Below are 17,166 nucleotides of genomic sequence, written 5' to 3'. Positions count from 1 at the left end.
CAGCACATCACATTTGGCCTTTTATCATAGAAAGAAAGAAAGCCATTTTCTGGAGACGCCATGTCCGCTGCGTTGATTATCATCGACCTGATCGAGGATCTTATCGGGCCCAAAGGCCGCGCCAACCACTGCCGTGAACAGGTGGCGGCGACCCACCTGCTCGCCAACGTCAATGCCGCCGCGGCCTATGCGCGGGTGCGAAAAATCCCGGTAATTTGGGTGCGGGTGGGATTCGCCGACGATTATCATGACATCCCGCCTCACTCGCCGCTGTTCAACCATCTCAAGCAGATCGGCGCGCTGCGGCTAAATGGCCCGGGATGCCGCTGGGTGCCCGAACTGCACCGGGAAGAGACCGATCTGCAGTTTGAAAAAACGGCGGTTAGCGCCTTCTCCGGTAACAATTTGTTAGCCTGGCTGCGGCAACATCGGTGCCACCATTTGCTGCTGGCGGGCATCAGCACGCCGCTCGCCATCGAAAGCACCGCGCGTCAGGCGCACGACGCCGGCTTTCAGGTGACCGTATTGCACGATCTGTGCGCAGCCCCTACGCAGGAGATCCACCAGCAGAGTCTGGATACCCTGCAAAATCTGGCCGAAATCACCCGTTCGCAGGCCTGGATGAGAGGTTAACCCGCATCGCCGCCGGTTGTGTCGGCCGGCATAATGCACGAATGCATCACTGCCCCGACCTTTAGCGTCATTCTGGTGTGCTACTATCCGCTTTAGCGCTCAATTTCGCCATCATCGCACGCCGCAAAGGCGCTGAGCGCCGTGTACATATTTTAAAGGGACATATTATGTGGGGCGTACTGGCTGCTTCGTTATTTTTCTTGCCGTTTAACCGGCTGATAGCCTGGGTGATCCTGGCCGCCTCGGCGGGCATGGGGCTTTATCATGGGGTGCTGACGCCACTCAGCCTGGGTTGCCTGTTGGCCATCGTGGCGCTGGCGGGTCTACGTCATTATTTTCGCGCGCAGCGTAATCTGGCGATCGCGCTCGAAGGGTTGGTGATCGCCGGCTGCGTGGCGCTGTTCTTGCATCTGGTGCCTGGCATCCACAACCAGCTGATGATCGACGGCGAAAAGGCCGGCCCGCTCAGCGCGCCGTTCACCATGTATTACAACTTCGACAAGGCGATGGTGCCGTTCCTGCTGTTCGCCTGCTTGCCCACATTGTTTTCCGCCGAACGCGGCGGCAACGGCGGCAAGGCGGGCTGGATTGCGCTGCTGCTGGCCGTGCCGGCGCTGTTGCTGCTGGCGGTGGCGCTGGGCGGCTTAAAAATCGAGCTGCATGCGCCTGCCTGGATCCTGCCCTTCGTCATGGCGAACCTGTTCTTCGTCTGCATGGCCGAAGAAGCGCTGTTTCGCGGCTACCTGCAGCAGCGCCTCAGCCAGTGGCTGGGGGCCTGGCCGGCGCTGATTGTCGCCTCCCTGGTGTTCGGCGCCGCGCATCTGGCGGGCGGTACGCTGATGGTGATCTTCGCGACCCTCGCCGGGGTGATCTACGGCCTGGCGTGGATGTGGAGCGGCCGTCTGTGGGTACCGATTCTGTTCCATTTCGGACTGAACCTGACCCATCTGCTGTTCTTCACCTACCCGCTGTATCAGCATCCCTAACGTCTGACGCCGGCAGAGAGCGCTTCTCTGCCGGTGGCTGGATGAAAACGCTATCACAAGCGCCTCACCGCCCCGCCATCAACCGCTTTGCATGCTGCTTTACGCCGCCTGTCCGGCGCTTTGCATCGAAGTGTAAACGATTCCATTTTTCGCGTTGGATCACCTTTTTATCGCTGTAGCCATGCTATCTTTTTGCGCATTGACCACTCCCTGTTCAGCAATGGGCGTATCAAGACGGTAATTGGAAGCGATTACACCCTCGTCGACGCCAAGAAAGGAACCGTATGACGGAATTTAACCCTATCGACCATCCGCACCGCCGCTTTAACCCGCTGAGCGGCCAGTGGGTGCTGGTCTCACCGCACCGCGCCAAGCGCCCCTGGCAGGGCCAACAGGAGAGCGTCCCCACGGCAACGCTGCCGACGCACGATCCCGACTGTTTCCTGTGCCCGGGCAATGCGCGCGTCACCGGCGATCGCAATCCGGAATATCGCGGCACCTATGTCTTTACCAACGATTTCGCCGCGCTGATGAGCGATACGCCGCCGGCGCCCGACAGCCACGATCCGCTGATGCGCAGCCAGAGCGCGCGCGGCGTCAGCCGGGTTATCTGTTTCTCTCCCGATCACAGCAAGACCCTGCCCGAACTGACGCTGCCGGCGCTGGAGCAGGTGGTCACCGCCTGGCAGGCGCAAACCGAGGAGCTGGGCAAGCACTACCCCTGGGTGCAACTGTTCGAAAACAAAGGCGCGGCGATGGGCTGCTCCAACCCGCACCCGCACGGGCAGGTCTGGGCCAACAGTTTTCTGCCGAACGAGGCCGAACGCGAAGATCGCCTGCAACACGACTATTTCCGGGAACATGCCTCCCCGCTGCTGCTGGACTATGCGCAGCGCGAGCTGGCCGCAGGCGAACGCATCGTGGTGAACACCGAACACTGGCTGGCGGTGGTGCCCTACTGGGCCGCCTGGCCGTTTGAAACGCTGCTGCTGCCGAAAACGGCGGTGCAGCGCATCACCGATCTCAGCGCGGCGCAAAGCCGCGATCTGGCGCTGGCGCTGAAGAAGCTGACCAGCCGCTACGACAACCTGTTCCAGTGCTCGTTCCCCTATTCGATGGGATGGCACGGCGCGCCGTTCAATGGCGCCGACAACCGGCACTGGCAGCTGCACGCCCATTTCTATCCGCCGCTGCTGCGTTCAGCCAGCGTGCGCAAATTTATGGTCGGTTACGAGATGCTGGCGGAAACCCAGCGTGACCTGACCGCCGAACAGGCCGCAGAGCGTCTGCGCGCCGTCAGCGATATTCATTACCGTGAAGCCGGAGCCCAAGCATGAGCCTGAAACCGCTTACCCATTCCCTGTTTACCGAACACTTCGGCTATGCGCCGGCGTTGACCATCCAGGCGCCGGGGCGGGTGAACCTGATCGGCGAGCATACCGATTACAATGACGGCTTCGTGCTGCCCTGCGCCATTGATTACCAAACCGTTATCGCCTGCGCCAAGCGCGACGACCGTCAGATCCGCGTGCTGGCCGCCGATTATCAGAATCAGCAGGATCAATTCTCGCTCGACGATCCGATCGTCAGCCATCCCGACCAGCGCTGGTCCGACTATGTCCGCGGCGTGGTGAAGCACCTTCAGCGCCGTAACGCCGATTTCGGCGGCGCGGATCTGGTGATCGCCGGCAATGTGCCGCAGGGCGCGGGGCTCAGCTCCTCCGCCGCGCTGGAAGTGGCGGTGGGCCAGGCGCTGCAGGCGCTCTATCAGCTGCCGCTGGACGGCGTGGCGCTGGCGCTGAACGGCCAGGAGGCGGAGAACCAATTCGTCGGTTGCAACTGCGGCATCATGGACCAGCTGATCTCCGCGCTCGGCCGGCACGACAGCGCTCTGCTGATCGACTGCCGCTCGCTGGAGACCCGCGCGGTGCCGATGCCGGACAGCGTGGCGGTGGTGATCATCAACTCCAATGTGCAACGCGGGCTGGTGGACAGCGAATACAACACCCGCCGCAAACAGTGCGAAGAAGCGGCGCGTTTCTTCGGCGTCAAGGCGCTGCGCGACGTCAGCCCCGAACAGTTTGCAGCGCGTCAACATGAGTTGGATCCGTTGGTGGCCAAACGCGCGCGCCATGTCATCAGCGAGAATGCCCGCACGCTGGCGGCGGCCGATGCGCTGGCGGCCGGCGATCTGCAACGCATGGGTCGGCTGATGGCGGAGTCCCACGCCTCGATGCGTGACGACTTCGAAATCACCGTGCCGCCAATCGATCGGTTGGTCGAGATTGTCAAAGCGACCCTCGGCCCGCGCGGCGGCGTGCGCATGACCGGAGGCGGCTTTGGCGGCTGCATCGTCGCGCTGATGCCGCAGGACCTCGTGGAAACGGTGCGCGCCGCCGTGGCGCACGAGTATCCGCTGCAAACCGGCGGATTGCGGGAAACGTTTTACGTCTGCCAGGCTTCGCAGGGGGCCGGCACATGCTGACGGTGAGCACGGAAGCGGCGCCCGATGGGCAGCCTTACCAGCTGACGCGGCTGCAAAACGCCGGCGGCATGACCGTCACCCTGATGGACTGGGGCGCCACCTGGTTGTCCGCGGTATTACCGCTCACATCCGGCGAAAAACGCGAGCTGCTGCTCGGCTGCCGCAGCGCCGCGGACTATCAACGTCAGGGCGCCTATCTGGGCGCCACCGTTGGCCGTTACGCCAACCGCATCGCCAATGCCAGCCTGCCCATCGACGGTAAATCCCATGCGCTGCTCGCCAATCAGGGCGCGCACCAGTTGCACGGCGGCCCCGACGGTTTTCATGCCCGCCGCTGGCGCCGGGTACAGCAGGATGCGCACCAGGTCTGCTATGCGCTGCATTCAGCGGATGGCGATCAGGGCTTCCCCGGCAATCTCGACGTGCAGGTTTGCTACCGCCTGACCCCCGATAATCGTCTGGAAATCAGCTATCTGGCGCAGGTCGATCGCCCCTGCCCGGTCAACCTGACCAACCACGCCTATTTCAATCTGGACGGCCCCGGCACCGACGCCCGCGCCCAACGGCTGCAGCTGTTCGCCGATCGCTATCTGCCCGTCGACGCCGAGGGCATTCCCTGCGCCGAGCTGACGCCGGTGGACGGCAGCGGCATGGATTTTCGTCAACCGAAAACGCTGCTGCAGGATTTCCTGCGCGATCGCGACCAACAGCGGGTCAACGGCTACGATCACGCCTTTCTGTTGCACCGCATCTGCGGCGCGCTGGAAAGCCCGGCGGCCCATTTATGGTCCGCCGACGGGCAGGTGCAAATGAGCGTGTTCACCGACGCACCTGCGCTGCAACTCTACAGCGGCAATTTTCTGGCCGGCACGCCGGCGCGCGACGGCGGCAGCTATGCCAACCATGCCGGCGTGGCGCTGGAAAGCGAGTTTTTGCCGGACAGCCCGCACCATCCCGAGTGGCCGCAGCCGGATTGCTGGCTGCAGCCGGGGAGCCGCTACCGCAGCGCCACGCATTATCAGTTTTATCCTATCTAACCCGCCATGCCCCTCGCCGTGCGGCCGGGGGCGATTTGTTATAAATGCTTACCTTTTAGCCCTATCCCCCCGCCGACGCCCACCTTCCCTTATTCCAAAGCGCGCACTACACTCAGGCTACCGTGATAAGCACAACGCCTTGTGCAACGTCACAATTTTCGGCCGATGGCGGCCAATCAATAGCTGAAGGAACACCTATGCGTCTGATTACTGCACTTCCATTGCTGGCGGGCTTAATGCTGAGCACCAATCTGATGGCGGCCGACGCGACGACGGCGACGAAAACGCCTTCGCCGGCGCAGGCGGCCCAACAGAAACGCATGACCGATTGCAACCAGCAGGCATCCACCAAGTCGCTGAAAGGCGCGGATCGCTCCACCTTTATGAGCACCTGTCTGAAATCCGAAGGCGCCGCTGCGACGGGCAAAACCCTGACGCCGCAGCAGCAGAAGATGAAAACCTGCAACGCCGACGCCAAGACCAAGGATCTGAAGGGCGACGCGCGTAAAACCTTCATGAGCAACTGCCTGAAAAAATCGGCCTGATTTCCCCTCTGCCACGGCGCGTCCGAAGCGATTCCGACGCGCCGTTTCTCCCCCTTCCGCCTCAGGTTGAACGATTCAGCTTTTTCCTTTCTCCAGCCCTTACTTTGCGGCAAGAAATTGGCTATGGTTAGACACTATCGATTGCCGAGCCCCGGCCCGCGGCAATATAATGATTTTCGTTATCATTGAAATGTCAGATTATTAAGGAGTTAAGCTATGGCTGTAACTAAGCTGGTTCTGGTGCGTCACGGCGAAAGCCAGTGGAACCAAGAAAACCGCTTCACCGGTTGGTATGATGTTGATCTGTCCGACAAGGGCCGCACCGAAGCGAAAGCAGCAGGCAAGCTGTTGAAAGAAGAAGGTTTCACTTTCGACTTCGCTTACACCTCCGTACTGAAGCGCGCGATCCACACCCTGTGGAACATCCTCGACGAGCTGGATCAGGCCTGGTTGCCAACCGAAAAATCCTGGAAGCTGAATGAACGTCACTACGGCGCGCTGCAGGGTCTGAACAAAGCGGAAACCGCTGAAAAATACGGCGACGAGCAGGTGAAGCAATGGCGTCGCGGCTTCGCAGTGACCCCGCCGGAGCTGACCAAAGAAGACGAACGTTATCCTGGCCACGATCCGCGTTACGCCTCGCTGACCGAGCAAGAGCTGCCGCTGACCGAAAGCCTGGCGCTGACCATCGATCGCGTTATCCCTTACTGGGACGAAGAGATCCTGCCACGCATCAAGAGCGGCGAGCGCGTGATCGTTGCGGCGCACGGCAACTCGCTGCGCGCGCTGGTGAAATACCTGGATAACCTGAGCGAAGACGAAATCCTCGAGCTGAACATCCCAACCGGCGTGCCGTTGGTGTATGAGTTCGACGAGAACTTCAAGCCAACCAAACGTTACTACCTGGGTAACGCCGATGAGATCGCTGCAAAAGCGGCGGCCGTGGCGAACCAGGGTAAAGCGAAGTAATTTCGCCGGTTCACGAAAAAGCCCCCGGTTTTCACCGGGGGCTTTTTTATTTCTGCTGCGCCATCGCCTCATTTACCGCATCCAGCCGTTCCTGCATCGCCGGATGAGTGCTGAGCCAGGCAGGCAGCGCCCAGTCATCGGTCTTTTCTCGTTCAGGCGCCTGCGCCAACGCGCGGTAGATCGCCGCCATTTCCGCCAGCGAACGCCCCTGGCGCTGCATTTCCGCTATCGCAAACGCATCCGCCTCACGCTCCATCCCGCGAGAAAACTGCATCTCATTTACGAAGGATGCGGACTGCAGCAACGTGTCGCCGATGCCGCTGACGTCACCCGTCATCCACATCAGCGTCAATGCCACCAGTGACGAGCGCACCAACATGCGCATCGGATGGCGATAAGCGTGATGCCCCATTTCGTGCAGCATCACCGCCGCCAAGCCATCGTCGTTTTTCGACAAGGTGACCAGGCTATCGCTGAGCACCAGCGTGCCGTCCGGCAACATAAAGGCGTTCGGCGCGCCGGGCGCCGCCATCAACTTCAGCGAGAGCGGCGTGCGCTCTTGGCGCATGTCGGCCGGCATCACCTGCCGGAACAGCTGCTGCAGCGCCCGTTGCCGTTCGGCCGGCAGTGCCGAGGGCGCGAAGCCACTCTGCTCCAAGAACGTCTGCGTATGTTCGCCCAGCTTCTGTTCCACCGAGGTGGGGATGCGCATGGCGATCTCGCTGCTCGCCCACGGCAGCACCACGTAAACGTAAGTCACTACCGCCAGCAGCGTCATCAGCAGCGCCAGGGCGACGCCGCGTTTATGGCGTTCCAGGCGATGCACCCAACCCGGCGAACGGCGCTGATAGAACCAGCGGCGAAAGGCCGCGTCGTCATCGGGCACAAAACGCCCGCCGCCCTTGAAGGTAAGCGTCAGCGGAATATTGCCCAGCGCGGCAGAAACGGTGATGTCCGTCAGCGGGATGTAACGCTGTTCATCCTGCCGCTGCAACGTCACGCCTTCGCCGCTTTCGTTCACCAGCAGACGAGCCGCCTCACGTGCGGCCCGTCCCGGCAACTGATAAGCACCTTCAAGGATCATCGGCGCCTCAGAAGCTGCCGCCCAGATCCAGCGCCTGCACCGCTTCTTCGGCCACCGCGCTGTTGGCGGTTTCCTGATGCGCCGTAATGTCCAGCAGCGCCAGATCGCCTTCAACCGCCGTGCACGCCGCCAGATAACGGGCATGACGCACTTCCGCCACCGGCGCCGCCAAACCGAGCGAGAACAGGGTAATCAGGGTATTGGTGATCAACAATCCCATGTACGGCAGCGTTTTCATTGAGGAATGCAGCTTGATGTCGCCGTTCAGCCTTGCCTGGTTAAACAGGTAGTTGCGTTGGGCGACAACCTGGTAGCTGCTGGCCACCAGGGCGCCGATCAGCAGCACCACCATCATCAGCAGAAGGCTGCTGATATTGTCCAGTACCAGCACATCGATGGCTTCGTTGGTCAACATGCCCATCAATACCATCTGATAGAGGGTAAAGAAGAACGAACCGATGCACACCAGCGCGACCAACATGAACGGCAGGAATATGAGCAGGCCGATCAAGGCAAATTTGATAAAGGCCGATTTCTTCAGTTCGGCAATAAACGGCGTGTTCCCGAAAAACAGGTTATTAACGTACAAATCATGCTGCAGTGCGCTAATAATGCCGTTTACCGCCGCAAATGCCGGCACGGCCAAAATCAGCGTCAGCACCAGCATAAATGCGATGGCGTTGATGCTGCCAAGACCGCTGCCAATGCCGAGCAAGACGATCAGACCGACATACAGTCCGATAATCAGCAATAACGGGCAGAACAGCAAAGCCCAATAGGCGCGCCCGGTGCGGCAGACATAATTAAAGCGCACGCCGCGATAGCTCGACATAATCGCATTGTAGCGCCAGCTGCGGATAACAATCCACGGCAACAGGGCAAGCAATACCAGCAGCGCCAACAGCCCCAGCAATGGCGTCACCGCCAGCAGGAAATAAAATACGATGATGCCGCCGATCACCAACAGCCGTCCTTTCAGAATTTGCAGCGGCTGCGCATGATAATCGAAACGATCGCCGTCCAATTCCGTGTTGCCGTAAAAATAGCGACGACGACGCACCGTCGCCCAGGCGGAATAGATGCCCAGGGTCAGAGCGGTCAATAACGCGTTGACTAACCAAATAGCGAAGTACTCACCACCTTTCCCATGGAATTTAATCCGGTGCAGCCCCAGCGGCTGCGAGGTATTGTTTGTCATAATTCTTTCGTCCTGAAAGGAATAAGGTCATACCACTCCCCACTTATTAGGCCTGCGGGGTTTATGGAATAAAAAAAGCGTCTTATATAAGCACAATGCCGAGAGCGGTGACAATTATTCTTTTATTAAATAGGAATAATGCGAATACGGCCGCTTAAAGATTTAATAAGCCTATTGACTGTAGGCCTTAAATTGACAGGAGATATAAAATTTTAAGGTAAATAGAAAAAGGGCCCGCTGGCGAGCCCCTCTTTACGCGATTAACCGCGGCGCGCTTTCACCGCCGCCGCCAGATCGCGCAGCACGGTTTCGGTATCCTGCCAGCCGATGCAGCCGTCGGTGACGCTCTTGCCGTAAACCAGCGGCTCGCCGCTTTCGAGGCTCTGGTTGCCTTCCACCAGGTGGCTTTCGATCATTACACCGATAATCGCTTTTTCACCGCCGCCAATTTGCCCGCAAACATCGGCGCTCACGTCCATCTGTTTTTTGAACTGTTTGCTGCTGTTGGCATGGCTGAAGTCGATCATCACCTGCGCCGGCAGCCCCGCTTTGCTCAAACCGGCTTTGACGTCCTTCACATGCGCCGCGCTGTAGTTTGGCTCTTTGCCGCCGCGCAGGATAATGTGGCAGTCACCGTTGCCGCTGGTGTTAACGATCGCCGAGTGGCCCCATTTGGTCACCGACAGGAAGCAGTGCGGCGCGCCGGCGGCGTTGATGGCGTCGATCGCCACCTTGATGGTGCCGTCGGTGCCGTTCTTGAAGCCGACCGGGCAAGAGAGACCAGAGGCCAGTTCACGGTGCACCTGCGATTCCGTGGTGCGCGCGCCGATGGCGCCCCAGCTCATCAAATCCGCCAGGTACTGCGGCGTGATCATGTCGAGGAATTCGCCGGCGGCCGGCAACCCGCTGTCGTTGATCTCCACCAGCAGCTTGCGCGCCAGGCGCAGGCCGTCGTTGATGTTGAAGCTGTTGTCCATTTGCGGATCGTTGATCAGGCCTTTCCAGCCCACGGTGGTGCGCGGTTTTTCGAAGTACACGCGCATCACCACTTCCAGCTCGCCGCTCAGTTCTTCACGCAGCGCCAGCAGGCGCCCCGCGTACTCTTTGGCGGCTTGGGTATCATGGATGGAGCAAGGGCCAATCACCACCAGCAGGCGATCGTCGCTGCCGCGGAGGATATTGTGAATTGCGCTGCGGGCCTGGGACACCGTCTTTGCCGCGCGTTCAGTGGCCGGGAATTTCTCCAGCAAAGCCACCGGCGGCAGGAGTTCCTTAATATCATTAATGCGTAAATCGTCGTTTTGGTAATTCATAGCTTTTCCATTCGGTATCGTGGGGTATTTCGCAGTGCGTAACGGTGTAGATCCCAACAATCTAGCCTGTGAGAATGGCGCTGTAAATCACCTTTGCCCCCCGCCGCTGGAACCGCCAAATTAACAGCAGATTGTGCTGTTTCATCTGGCGAGCGCAGAGCCTCCTTTTTCGCTATGCTAGCGATCAGAATATAAAGTGACCCGAGTTGAACATGCCCTCTCTGCTATTAGTTGATGACCACCCGGTGGTTCATGTCGCACTGGAAGCGGCGCTAATGAAATCATCCCGCCCCTACCGCCTGCAGGCGGCGCAGGATGACGTACAGGCGCTGGCCCTGCTGGCCGAGGCCGCTTTCGGCCTGGTGATCCTGGATATCGGCCTGCCGCAGGTCGACGGGCTGCAGCTGTTGAAAAAAATCCGCCGCCGCTATCCGCAACAAAAGATCCTGATCTATACCGCGCAGGAAGCCGATGTCTATGCGCGCATGGCGCATGCCGCCGGCGCCGACGGTTTCGTCAATAAAGGCAGCTCGCTGGCGGAGTTGGTGCAGGCGATCGAACAGGTGCTGGACGGTGAAATCAGCTTCCCCGCCGCTGCGCTGGCCGAAGAGGCACCGACGGCGGACGGCGGGCTGCTCACCCCTAAGGAGCTCGAGGTGCTGGGCTTGCTGAGCCAGGGGCTGTCCAACCTGCAGATCGCCGACCGGCTGCACATCAGCAACAAGACTGTCAGCACGCACAAAAAAAACATCCAGCGCAAAACCGGCGCCGGCAACCTGCTGGAGCTGGTGGCGGTGTTTAAAGAGCTGGCGCCATGATGCGCCGCGCCCTGCTGCTGCTGATCCTGTGGTGCGGCCTGGCGCAGGCGGCGGAGCCGGTGCGCTATCAGCTGGTCAGCAACCTGAATACCCCCGAGAATATGCTGATCGTCGGCGAGAAAAATCCCTGGCGCGATCGCACGCTGCGCGTCGGCATCATCAGTGAGAACACCAGCCCGTACAACATCATCGTGGACGACGATCTGTATGGGCTGAACGCCGACTACCTCGGCTATATCCAGCAGGTGACCGGCATCCGCTTCGCCATTTACGGCTTCGCCGATCTGACCCAGCTGGAACAGGCGCTGCACGACGGCAAGGTCGATCTGCTGTACGGCATCCCGCAGAGCGAAGCGCTGCACGGGCTGGAGATCTCCCAGCCTTACTACATCAGCAACCTGCGCGTATTGCGCGATCGCAGCAACGATAGGCCGGTGATGCTCAATTCCGCCAACGCCCGCGTCGCGATCGGCGCGCTGACCGACATGCAGTCCGGCGGCGCCCTGCAGGCGGTGGCGTCGCAGATCCAGCGCTACGACAACAACCTGCAGGCGGTCTATTCGCTGCTCAACGGCAGCAGCGACTACTTTATCGCCGACGAGGCCAGCGCCAGCTTTATCATCGACCAACTGCAGCTCGGCCAGCTCTATCAAATTGAAAGCAACGAGAACCTGGGCAACCTCTCCTTCGTGTTCGCCGCCGCCGACCCGCGCCTGATAGACACGCTGGACACCGCCATCGCCGACGCGCCGATGGAACTGATGAATGCCCTGCAGAGCCGCTGGAGCAAAAAGATCCCCAGCTACCTCGATACCGGCAATGCCGATCTGACGACGATGGAGAAGAATTGGGTGGCGAGCCACCGCGTGGTTTACTATGCCGCCATCGAGAACAACTTCCCGTTCGCCTACCGCGGTTCCGACGGCCAGCCGCGCGGCTACGCCATCGATATTCTCAACATCATCGCGCAAAACACCGGGCTGCGTTTCGCGCCGCTGTGGGCGCGCAACGCCGAGCAGGCCGATCAGCTGGTGCAATCCGGCCAGGCCAGCTTCCGCGCCGCCCTGCCGCTGGCGCGCGGCGTCAAGGCGCGCTATGGCGCCAGCATGCCGATCCACCGTTCGCTGTGGGGCGTTTACGTCGGCCAGTATGCCAACGGCGTCTCGACCTGGAGCGATCTGGCCGGCAAGCGCATCGGCGTGCTGCAGGGCGATTTGGCTCAGGGGCTGGTGCCGGAGCAGGAACAGACCGTCAGCTTCGCCGACAGCAAGTCGATGTACGACGCGCTGGCCAACGGCCAGTTGGATGCGCTGGTGGATAACGTCATTTCCGCCAACTTTTTGGCGCTGTCGCGCTATTCCGGCACCATCAAACTGGCCTTCGCCGCCAACAACATCCCCTATCCGGTAGCGTTCGGCGTACGCCGCGATCAGCCGCTGCTGCTGGCGATCCTCGATAAGAACCTGATGCAGATCCCGGCGGATACCCTGCAATCGCTGCGCGACGAGTGGATCGTCGACCGCAGCAACCTTATCGACGCGGTGAACGACAACCGCATGCCGCCGCAGACCACCTGGCTGCTGGCGCTGTTGGCCGCCGCCACCGTGCTGCTGTTGGCGCTGACGCTGCGCCGTTTCATGCTGCAGCGCCGTGAAAAACGCGAACGCGAAGAGCTCGAGCAGGCGCGCCGCCGCGCCGAAGCGGAAAACCGCATGAAGAGCAAATTCCTCGCCACCGTCAGCCATGAACTGCGCACGCCGATGCACGCCATCCTTGGCCTGCTGGAACTGGAGCTCAAACGCCAACCGGCGCCGGAAGGCCTGCCGGTGATTTACAGTTCGGCCTCATCGCTGCTCAACCTGCTCAACGACCTGCAGGATCACGCCCGACTGGAAACCGGGTCGTTGACGTTGGCGCCAAAACCGGTGGCGCTGCGCCCCTGGGTCGCGCGTATTGACGCCCTTTACCGGCCGCTTATCGGCGAACGGCCGTTGACGTTGAAAGTGGCGGCAGATCCGGCGCTGCCGGAGGCGGTGGTCATTGATGGTGAGCGTTTACTTCAGGTAGCTAACAACCTGATAAACAATGCGATAAAGTTCACGACGCGCGGAACCATTCAGGTCGAGGTCGGCTGGCGCGCGCAGGATGAACGACGGGGAGAGTTGCAGTTAACGGTGAACGACAGCGGCTGCGGCATCGCCGCCGATGAGGTAGGCAAGCTGTTTCAACCGTTTTACCGCGCGCGCGGCGCGCAACGCATCTCGGTGCAAGGTACCGGTTTGGGCCTGTCTATCTGCAAAGAAATCGTCGAACAGATGGGCGGCCGCATAGAGCTGCACTCGCAGCCGGGCGTCGGCACCCGCGTCGAGGTAGTGATACCGGTCGAGCTGAGCGGCGACGCGCCGGCTGACGCCCAGGAGGAGCACACCTTCGCTCTGCCGTCTTCCGCCTTGCGTACCGCGCTGATCGACGATCATCCCACCAATTTGTTGCTGCTGGAACGCCAACTGCGCCACTTCGGGCAGCAACCCGCCCGCTTCGAACAAGGCTATGCGCTGCTGAAGGCCCAGCGACGGCAGCCGTTTGACCTGCTGTTTATCGACTATAACATGCCGCGCCCGGACGGCCTGACGCTGGCCAGGCTGATCCGGCGCGACGAACAGCGGCTGCAGCGCCCGCCTTGCCGCATCGTGCTCTGTTCGGCGGACGTGCAGGAGTTTACCCGCATCCCGCCGGGGCTGGTGGCGATCGATCACTTCCTGACCAAGCCGATTTCGCTGACGGCGATCGGCCAGGTATTGGCTCAGCAACCGCAGGCTCAGGAAGAAAAGTCAGTCCTTACTGACCTACGGCAAACGCTGGCCGAAATGGCGGGCGGCGATCGCGCCATGCTGCAGCGGCTGGCGCAGACGCTCGGCGATACGCTGCGGCAAGACCGGCAGCGGCTGGCGGACGCCGTCGCCGCGAACGACTGGCCTCGCCTGGAGCAGGCGGCACACCGCATCAAGGGCAGCCTGCTGATGCTGCAGCTGCCGGAAGCCGCGCAGCTGTGCCAACAGCTGGTGGATACCGCACGTCGGGGCGAGCTTGCCGCCGCCGCTTATACTAAATTAAAGGCGTTAGTGGCGCAGATAGAACCGGAGCTGGACGCTCTGCTCGCCGCCGCCCCCTCTTTCGCTATGCATAAGGATGAATAATGTCGGACACTCCACACGTACACCTGCCGAAAGACAGTAACAGTAATAGTAAACGCCTACTGACCGCTTTTTTAGTCACCGCCGTCTTTATGGTGGCCGAGGTGGTCGGCGGCCTGTTGTCCGGCTCGCTGGCGCTGTTGGCCGACGCCGGCCATATGTTGACCGACGCCGCCGCGCTGCTGGTGGCGCTGATGGCGGTGCACTTCTCCCAGCGCAAACCCAACGCGCGCCACACCTTCGGCTACCTGCGCCTGACCACGCTGGCGGCCTTCCTCAACGCCGCGGCGCTGCTGGTGATCGTGGTATTCATCCTGTGGGAGGCGATACGGCGTTTCTTCGAACCGCAGCCGGTGATGGGTACCCCGATGCTGATCATCGCCATAGCGGGGCTGCTGGCGAACCTGTTCGCCTTCTGGCTGCTGCATCGCGGCAGCGAAGAGAAAAATATCAACGTGCGCGCCGCCGCGCTGCATGTGCTGGGCGACCTGCTCGGCTCGGTGGGCGCTATCGTCGCGGCCATCGTTATTCTCGCCACCGGCTGGACGCCGATTGACCCGATCCTGTCGGTGTTGGTCTCCTGTCTGGTGCTGCGCAGCGCCTGGCGGCTGCTGAAGGAGAGCTTCCACGAGCTGCTGGAAGGCACGCCGCAGGAGGTCGATATCGCCAAGCTGCAAAAAGACCTGTGCCTGAACATCCCGGAAGTGCGCAATATCCACCACGTACACGTCTGGCAGATCGGCGAACAGAAGCTGATGACGCTGCATGCGCAGGTGATCCCGCCACATGACCACGATGGGCTGTTGCAACGCATCCAGGCTTATCTGTTGCAACACTACAAGATCGGCCACGTGACCATTCAGATGGAGTACCGGCACTGCGAGACGCCGGACTGCGGTATCAATCGGGCGCCGGAGCCGAGTGAACACTCACATGCCGAAGCGCATTCGCACCTGGGGCATCGCCACTAAGCCAAGAGGGCGCCATCACGGCGCCCTCTGCGTTGTTACGGAGCGGAAGATAACGGATTGGAATGGTTGCGCCCGGCGCTCTTGATCCACAGCCAGGAGCCGTTCAGCGCGATCAACGTCAGAATGACGTACTCCAGCGCCATCGCGTAAACGCCCTGGTAAGCGAAGATCGCCACGCTGATGACATCGATCACCACCCACAGCAGCCAGTTTTCCACGTACTTGCGCGTCATCAGGATCATCGCCACGATGGACAGCACCATCATCGCCGAATCCCAGAACGGGAAGGCGTCCGGCTGCAGCGTCGGCATCTGTACGTTCAGCCCCAGCCCTTGCATCACCGCCACCGCAATCTGCGTCAGCCAGGCGAACACGCGGTCGATGTTAAAGGTCATCAGGCCAATGCCGATGACGCACACCGCCGCCCAAGCCAGCGCTTTCGGCAGCGGCAGCCAGCGGATCTGCAGCTCAGCCTGATTATCCTGCGTCTGGCGGCTCCAGGCATACCAACCGTAAATATTGGCGCCGAAGAAAAACAGCTGCAGCAGCAGGCTGGCGTACAGCTGGATCTGGAAGAAAATCACCGCGAACAGCGTGACGTTGATCAGACCGAACAGGTAGTTGACGATTTTTTCCTTGCTGGCGTACCAGATGCACAGCAATCCGAACAGGGTGCCGATGGCTTCGATCCACGACAGATCGTAACCGCCCGCGCCAAGCGGAATGTGCACCAGAATATTGCTGGTACTGAAGAAGCTCATGAGGTCATCCTTTTAAACGGTTAAGCGTTGCCTTTAACCTGCATCTTAAGCTGAGCGGCGAAATCCAGCATGCGGTTCAGCGGCACCAGCGCCTTTTCACGCAACGCAGCGTCCACGTGGATCTCATGCTGTGCGCCCCCCTGCTCCAGACCTTCGGCAATCGCCTTCAGGCCATTCATCGCCATCCACGGGCAATGCGCGCAGCTGCGGCAGGTCGCGCCTTCTCCGGCGGTCGGCGCTTCGAACAGCTCCTTGTCCGGACAGGCCTGCTGCATCTTGTAAAAGATACCGCGATCGGTGGCAACGATCAGCTGTTGATGCGGCAATGTTTTCGCCGCCTGAATCAACTGGCTGGTAGACCCCACCGCATCCGCCAGCTCGACCACCGCCTGAGGCGATTCGGGATGCACCAGGATAGCCGCCTGCGGATAGAGCGCCTTCATGCGCCGCAGTGCCTGGGTCTTGAACTCGTCATGGACAATGCAGGCGCCTTGCCAGCACAGCACGTCGGCGCCGGTCTGCTTCTGCACGTAGCTGCCGAGATGGCGATCCGGCGCCCAGATAATTTTCTCGCCCAGGCTATCCAGATGCTCGATCAGTTCGACGGCGATGCTGGAGGTCACCACCCAGTCGGCGCGCGCTTTGACCGCCGCCGAGGTGTTCGCATAGACCACCACGGTGCGATCGGGATGGCTGTCGCAAAACGCATGGAACTCCTCTTCCGGGCAACCCAGGTCAAGCGAACATTCGGCAAACAGGGTCGGCATCAGCACCTGTTTTTCCGGGCTGAGGATCTTGGCGGTCTCCCCCATGAAGCGCACGCCGGCCACCAACAACGTGGAAGCCGGATGGGCGCTGCCGAAGCGCGCCATTTCCAGCGAATCCGCCACGCAGCCACCGGTTTCTTCCGCCAGCGCCTGGATTTCCGGATCGGTATAGTAGTGGGCGACCATCACCGCATTGCGCTGCTTGAGCAAGGTTTTGATCTTTTCGCGATAAAAGGCTTTTTCCGCTACGTCCAGCGGTACCGGTTTGGGCGGGAAAGGATACACCGCCGCGTTGACATCAAACATTTCACTCATCGCTGCAATCTCATGCTAGGCTGGGCGCCTGCCATTTGAATATCGCCTGCCGCAACGCCCTTAGTTTTATATACTAAACAAAATACCTAA

Annotated in this window: 15 protein-coding genes; 10 read left to right on the top strand and 5 right to left on the bottom strand. The window is 60.8% G+C overall.

The window, feature by feature from the left end; translation table 11 throughout:
* The first annotated feature begins 60 nt into the window (after nt 1-60).
* From ACSBQS_RS02030 to gpmA, 7 genes are all read left to right on the top strand, one after another.
* A complete protein-coding gene (locus tag ACSBQS_RS02030; RefSeq protein WP_033642216.1) occupies nt 61-633 on the top strand; it encodes a cysteine hydrolase family protein in 573 nt (190 codons plus the stop codon).
* A 167-nt stretch (nt 634-800) separates the two neighbouring features.
* Nucleotides 801-1,619, top strand: coding sequence for a CPBP family intramembrane glutamic endopeptidase (locus tag ACSBQS_RS02025; RefSeq protein WP_033652347.1), 819 nt, complete (start codon nt 801-803; stop codon nt 1,617-1,619).
* A gap of 284 nt (nt 1,620-1,903) precedes the next feature.
* A complete protein-coding gene (gene galT, locus ACSBQS_RS02020; RefSeq protein WP_163964667.1) occupies nt 1,904-2,956 on the top strand; it encodes a galactose-1-phosphate uridylyltransferase in 1,053 nt (350 codons plus the stop codon).
* Nucleotides 2,953-4,104 carry a galactokinase gene (gene galK, locus ACSBQS_RS02015; protein WP_197666240.1) on the top strand — a complete coding sequence of 384 codons (1,152 nt, stop codon included), beginning with the start codon at nt 2,953-2,955 and terminating at the stop codon, nt 4,102-4,104. Before galT ends, galK begins: the two co-directional genes overlap by 4 nt.
* On the top strand, nt 4,098-5,141 hold the full coding sequence (galM, locus tag ACSBQS_RS02010; protein ID WP_060659827.1) for a galactose-1-epimerase: 1,044 nt from the start codon (nt 4,098-4,100) through the stop codon (nt 5,139-5,141). Before galK ends, galM begins: the two co-directional genes overlap by 7 nt.
* Nucleotides 5,142-5,338: 197 nt before the next feature.
* Nucleotides 5,339-5,686: a PsiF family protein gene (locus tag ACSBQS_RS02005; RefSeq protein WP_033652343.1), complete on the top strand. Its 348-nt coding sequence runs from the start codon at nt 5,339-5,341 to the stop codon at nt 5,684-5,686.
* Between the two features lie 216 nt (nt 5,687-5,902).
* Nucleotides 5,903-6,655 (top strand): 2,3-diphosphoglycerate-dependent phosphoglycerate mutase, encoded by a 753-nt coding sequence (gene gpmA, locus ACSBQS_RS02000; RefSeq protein ID WP_004939834.1) that lies wholly within the window; start codon nt 5,903-5,905, stop codon nt 6,653-6,655.
* Between the two features lie 46 nt (nt 6,656-6,701).
* On the opposite strand, the gene ACSBQS_RS01995 is transcribed toward gpmA, so the two are convergent.
* The 3 genes from ACSBQS_RS01995 to aroG form a co-directional block, all read right to left on the bottom strand.
* A complete protein-coding gene (locus ACSBQS_RS01995) occupies nt 6,702-7,739 on the bottom strand; it encodes a M48 family metallopeptidase (RefSeq protein ID WP_046686585.1) in 1,038 nt (345 codons plus the stop codon).
* A gap of 7 nt (nt 7,740-7,746) precedes the next feature.
* The gene (locus tag ACSBQS_RS01990) at nt 7,747-8,937 is read right to left on the bottom strand and encodes a YjgN family protein (RefSeq protein WP_033642207.1); all 1,191 of its coding nucleotides are present in this window, start codon (nt 8,935-8,937) and stop codon (nt 7,747-7,749) included.
* 260 nt (nt 8,938-9,197) lie between these two features.
* Nucleotides 9,198-10,250 (bottom strand): 3-deoxy-7-phosphoheptulonate synthase AroG, encoded by a 1,053-nt coding sequence (gene aroG / locus ACSBQS_RS01985; protein ID WP_025301893.1) that lies wholly within the window; start codon nt 10,248-10,250, stop codon nt 9,198-9,200.
* Between the two features lie 212 nt (nt 10,251-10,462).
* On the opposite strand from aroG, the gene ACSBQS_RS01980 reads away from it, so the two are divergent.
* Genes ACSBQS_RS01980 through zitB form a run of 3 tightly spaced genes read left to right on the top strand, consistent with a single transcriptional unit; the run spans nt 10,463 to nt 15,233 of the window.
* A complete protein-coding gene (locus ACSBQS_RS01980) occupies nt 10,463-11,068 on the top strand; it encodes a response regulator (protein WP_033642206.1) in 606 nt (201 codons plus the stop codon).
* Nucleotides 11,065-14,265 carry an ATP-binding protein gene (locus ACSBQS_RS01975; RefSeq protein ID WP_047025688.1) on the top strand — a complete coding sequence of 1,067 codons (3,201 nt, stop codon included), beginning with the start codon at nt 11,065-11,067 and terminating at the stop codon, nt 14,263-14,265. Before ACSBQS_RS01980 ends, ACSBQS_RS01975 begins: the two co-directional genes overlap by 4 nt.
* Nucleotides 14,265-15,233, top strand: coding sequence for a CDF family zinc transporter ZitB (gene zitB / locus ACSBQS_RS01970; RefSeq protein WP_047025689.1), 969 nt, complete (start codon nt 14,265-14,267; stop codon nt 15,231-15,233). The genes ACSBQS_RS01975 and zitB overlap by 1 nt, the downstream gene beginning before the upstream one ends.
* A 35-nt stretch (nt 15,234-15,268) precedes the next feature.
* Here zitB and pnuC read toward each other — a convergent pair whose 3' ends face one another.
* Together pnuC and nadA are read right to left on the bottom strand one after the other, a co-directional pair.
* Nucleotides 15,269-15,994, bottom strand: a complete 726-nt coding sequence (gene pnuC / locus ACSBQS_RS01965) for a nicotinamide riboside transporter PnuC (protein WP_033652339.1) — start codon at nt 15,992-15,994, stop codon at nt 15,269-15,271.
* Between the two features lie 20 nt (nt 15,995-16,014).
* Entirely contained in the window at nt 16,015-17,076 is a 1,062-nt protein-coding gene (gene nadA / locus ACSBQS_RS01960; protein ID WP_015376982.1) for a quinolinate synthase NadA, read from the bottom strand.
* Between the last annotated feature and the right edge of the window lie 90 nt (nt 17,077-17,166).

Source organism: Serratia sp. H402Y (assembly GCF_051172415.1).
Taxonomy (GTDB): Bacteria; Pseudomonadota; Gammaproteobacteria; order Enterobacterales; family Enterobacteriaceae; genus Serratia; species Serratia ureilytica.
This window is presented reverse-complemented; position numbering and strand designations above follow the sequence as displayed.

What these genes read in the sequence shown, in the direction of transcription:
- galM (WP_060659827.1), top strand. Translation starts at nt 4,098, where the DNA reads ATGCTGACGGTGAGCACGGAAGCGGCGCCCGATGGGCAGCCTTACCAG.
- ACSBQS_RS01990 (WP_033642207.1), bottom strand. Translation starts at nt 8,937, where the DNA reads ATGACAAACAATACCTCGCAGCCGCTGGGGCTGCACCGGATTAAATTC.
- zitB (WP_047025689.1), top strand. Translation starts at nt 14,265, where the DNA reads ATGTCGGACACTCCACACGTACACCTGCCGAAAGACAGTAACAGTAAT.
- nadA (WP_015376982.1), bottom strand. Translation starts at nt 17,076, where the DNA reads ATGAGTGAAATGTTTGATGTCAACGCGGCGGTGTATCCTTTCCCGCCC.
- ACSBQS_RS02005 (WP_033652343.1), top strand. Translation starts at nt 5,339, where the DNA reads ATGCGTCTGATTACTGCACTTCCATTGCTGGCGGGCTTAATGCTGAGC.
- pnuC (WP_033652339.1), bottom strand. Translation starts at nt 15,994, where the DNA reads ATGAGCTTCTTCAGTACCAGCAATATTCTGGTGCACATTCCGCTTGGC.
- gpmA (WP_004939834.1), top strand. Translation starts at nt 5,903, where the DNA reads ATGGCTGTAACTAAGCTGGTTCTGGTGCGTCACGGCGAAAGCCAGTGG.
- galK (WP_197666240.1), top strand. Translation starts at nt 2,953, where the DNA reads ATGAGCCTGAAACCGCTTACCCATTCCCTGTTTACCGAACACTTCGGC.
- ACSBQS_RS01980 (WP_033642206.1), top strand. Translation starts at nt 10,463, where the DNA reads ATGCCCTCTCTGCTATTAGTTGATGACCACCCGGTGGTTCATGTCGCA.
- aroG (WP_025301893.1), bottom strand. Translation starts at nt 10,250, where the DNA reads ATGAATTACCAAAACGACGATTTACGCATTAATGATATTAAGGAACTC.
- ACSBQS_RS01975 (WP_047025688.1), top strand. Translation starts at nt 11,065, where the DNA reads ATGATGCGCCGCGCCCTGCTGCTGCTGATCCTGTGGTGCGGCCTGGCG.
- ACSBQS_RS02030 (WP_033642216.1), top strand. Translation starts at nt 61, where the DNA reads ATGTCCGCTGCGTTGATTATCATCGACCTGATCGAGGATCTTATCGGG.
- ACSBQS_RS01995 (WP_046686585.1), bottom strand. Translation starts at nt 7,739, where the DNA reads ATGATCCTTGAAGGTGCTTATCAGTTGCCGGGACGGGCCGCACGTGAG.
- galT (WP_163964667.1), top strand. Translation starts at nt 1,904, where the DNA reads ATGACGGAATTTAACCCTATCGACCATCCGCACCGCCGCTTTAACCCG.
- ACSBQS_RS02025 (WP_033652347.1), top strand. Translation starts at nt 801, where the DNA reads ATGTGGGGCGTACTGGCTGCTTCGTTATTTTTCTTGCCGTTTAACCGG.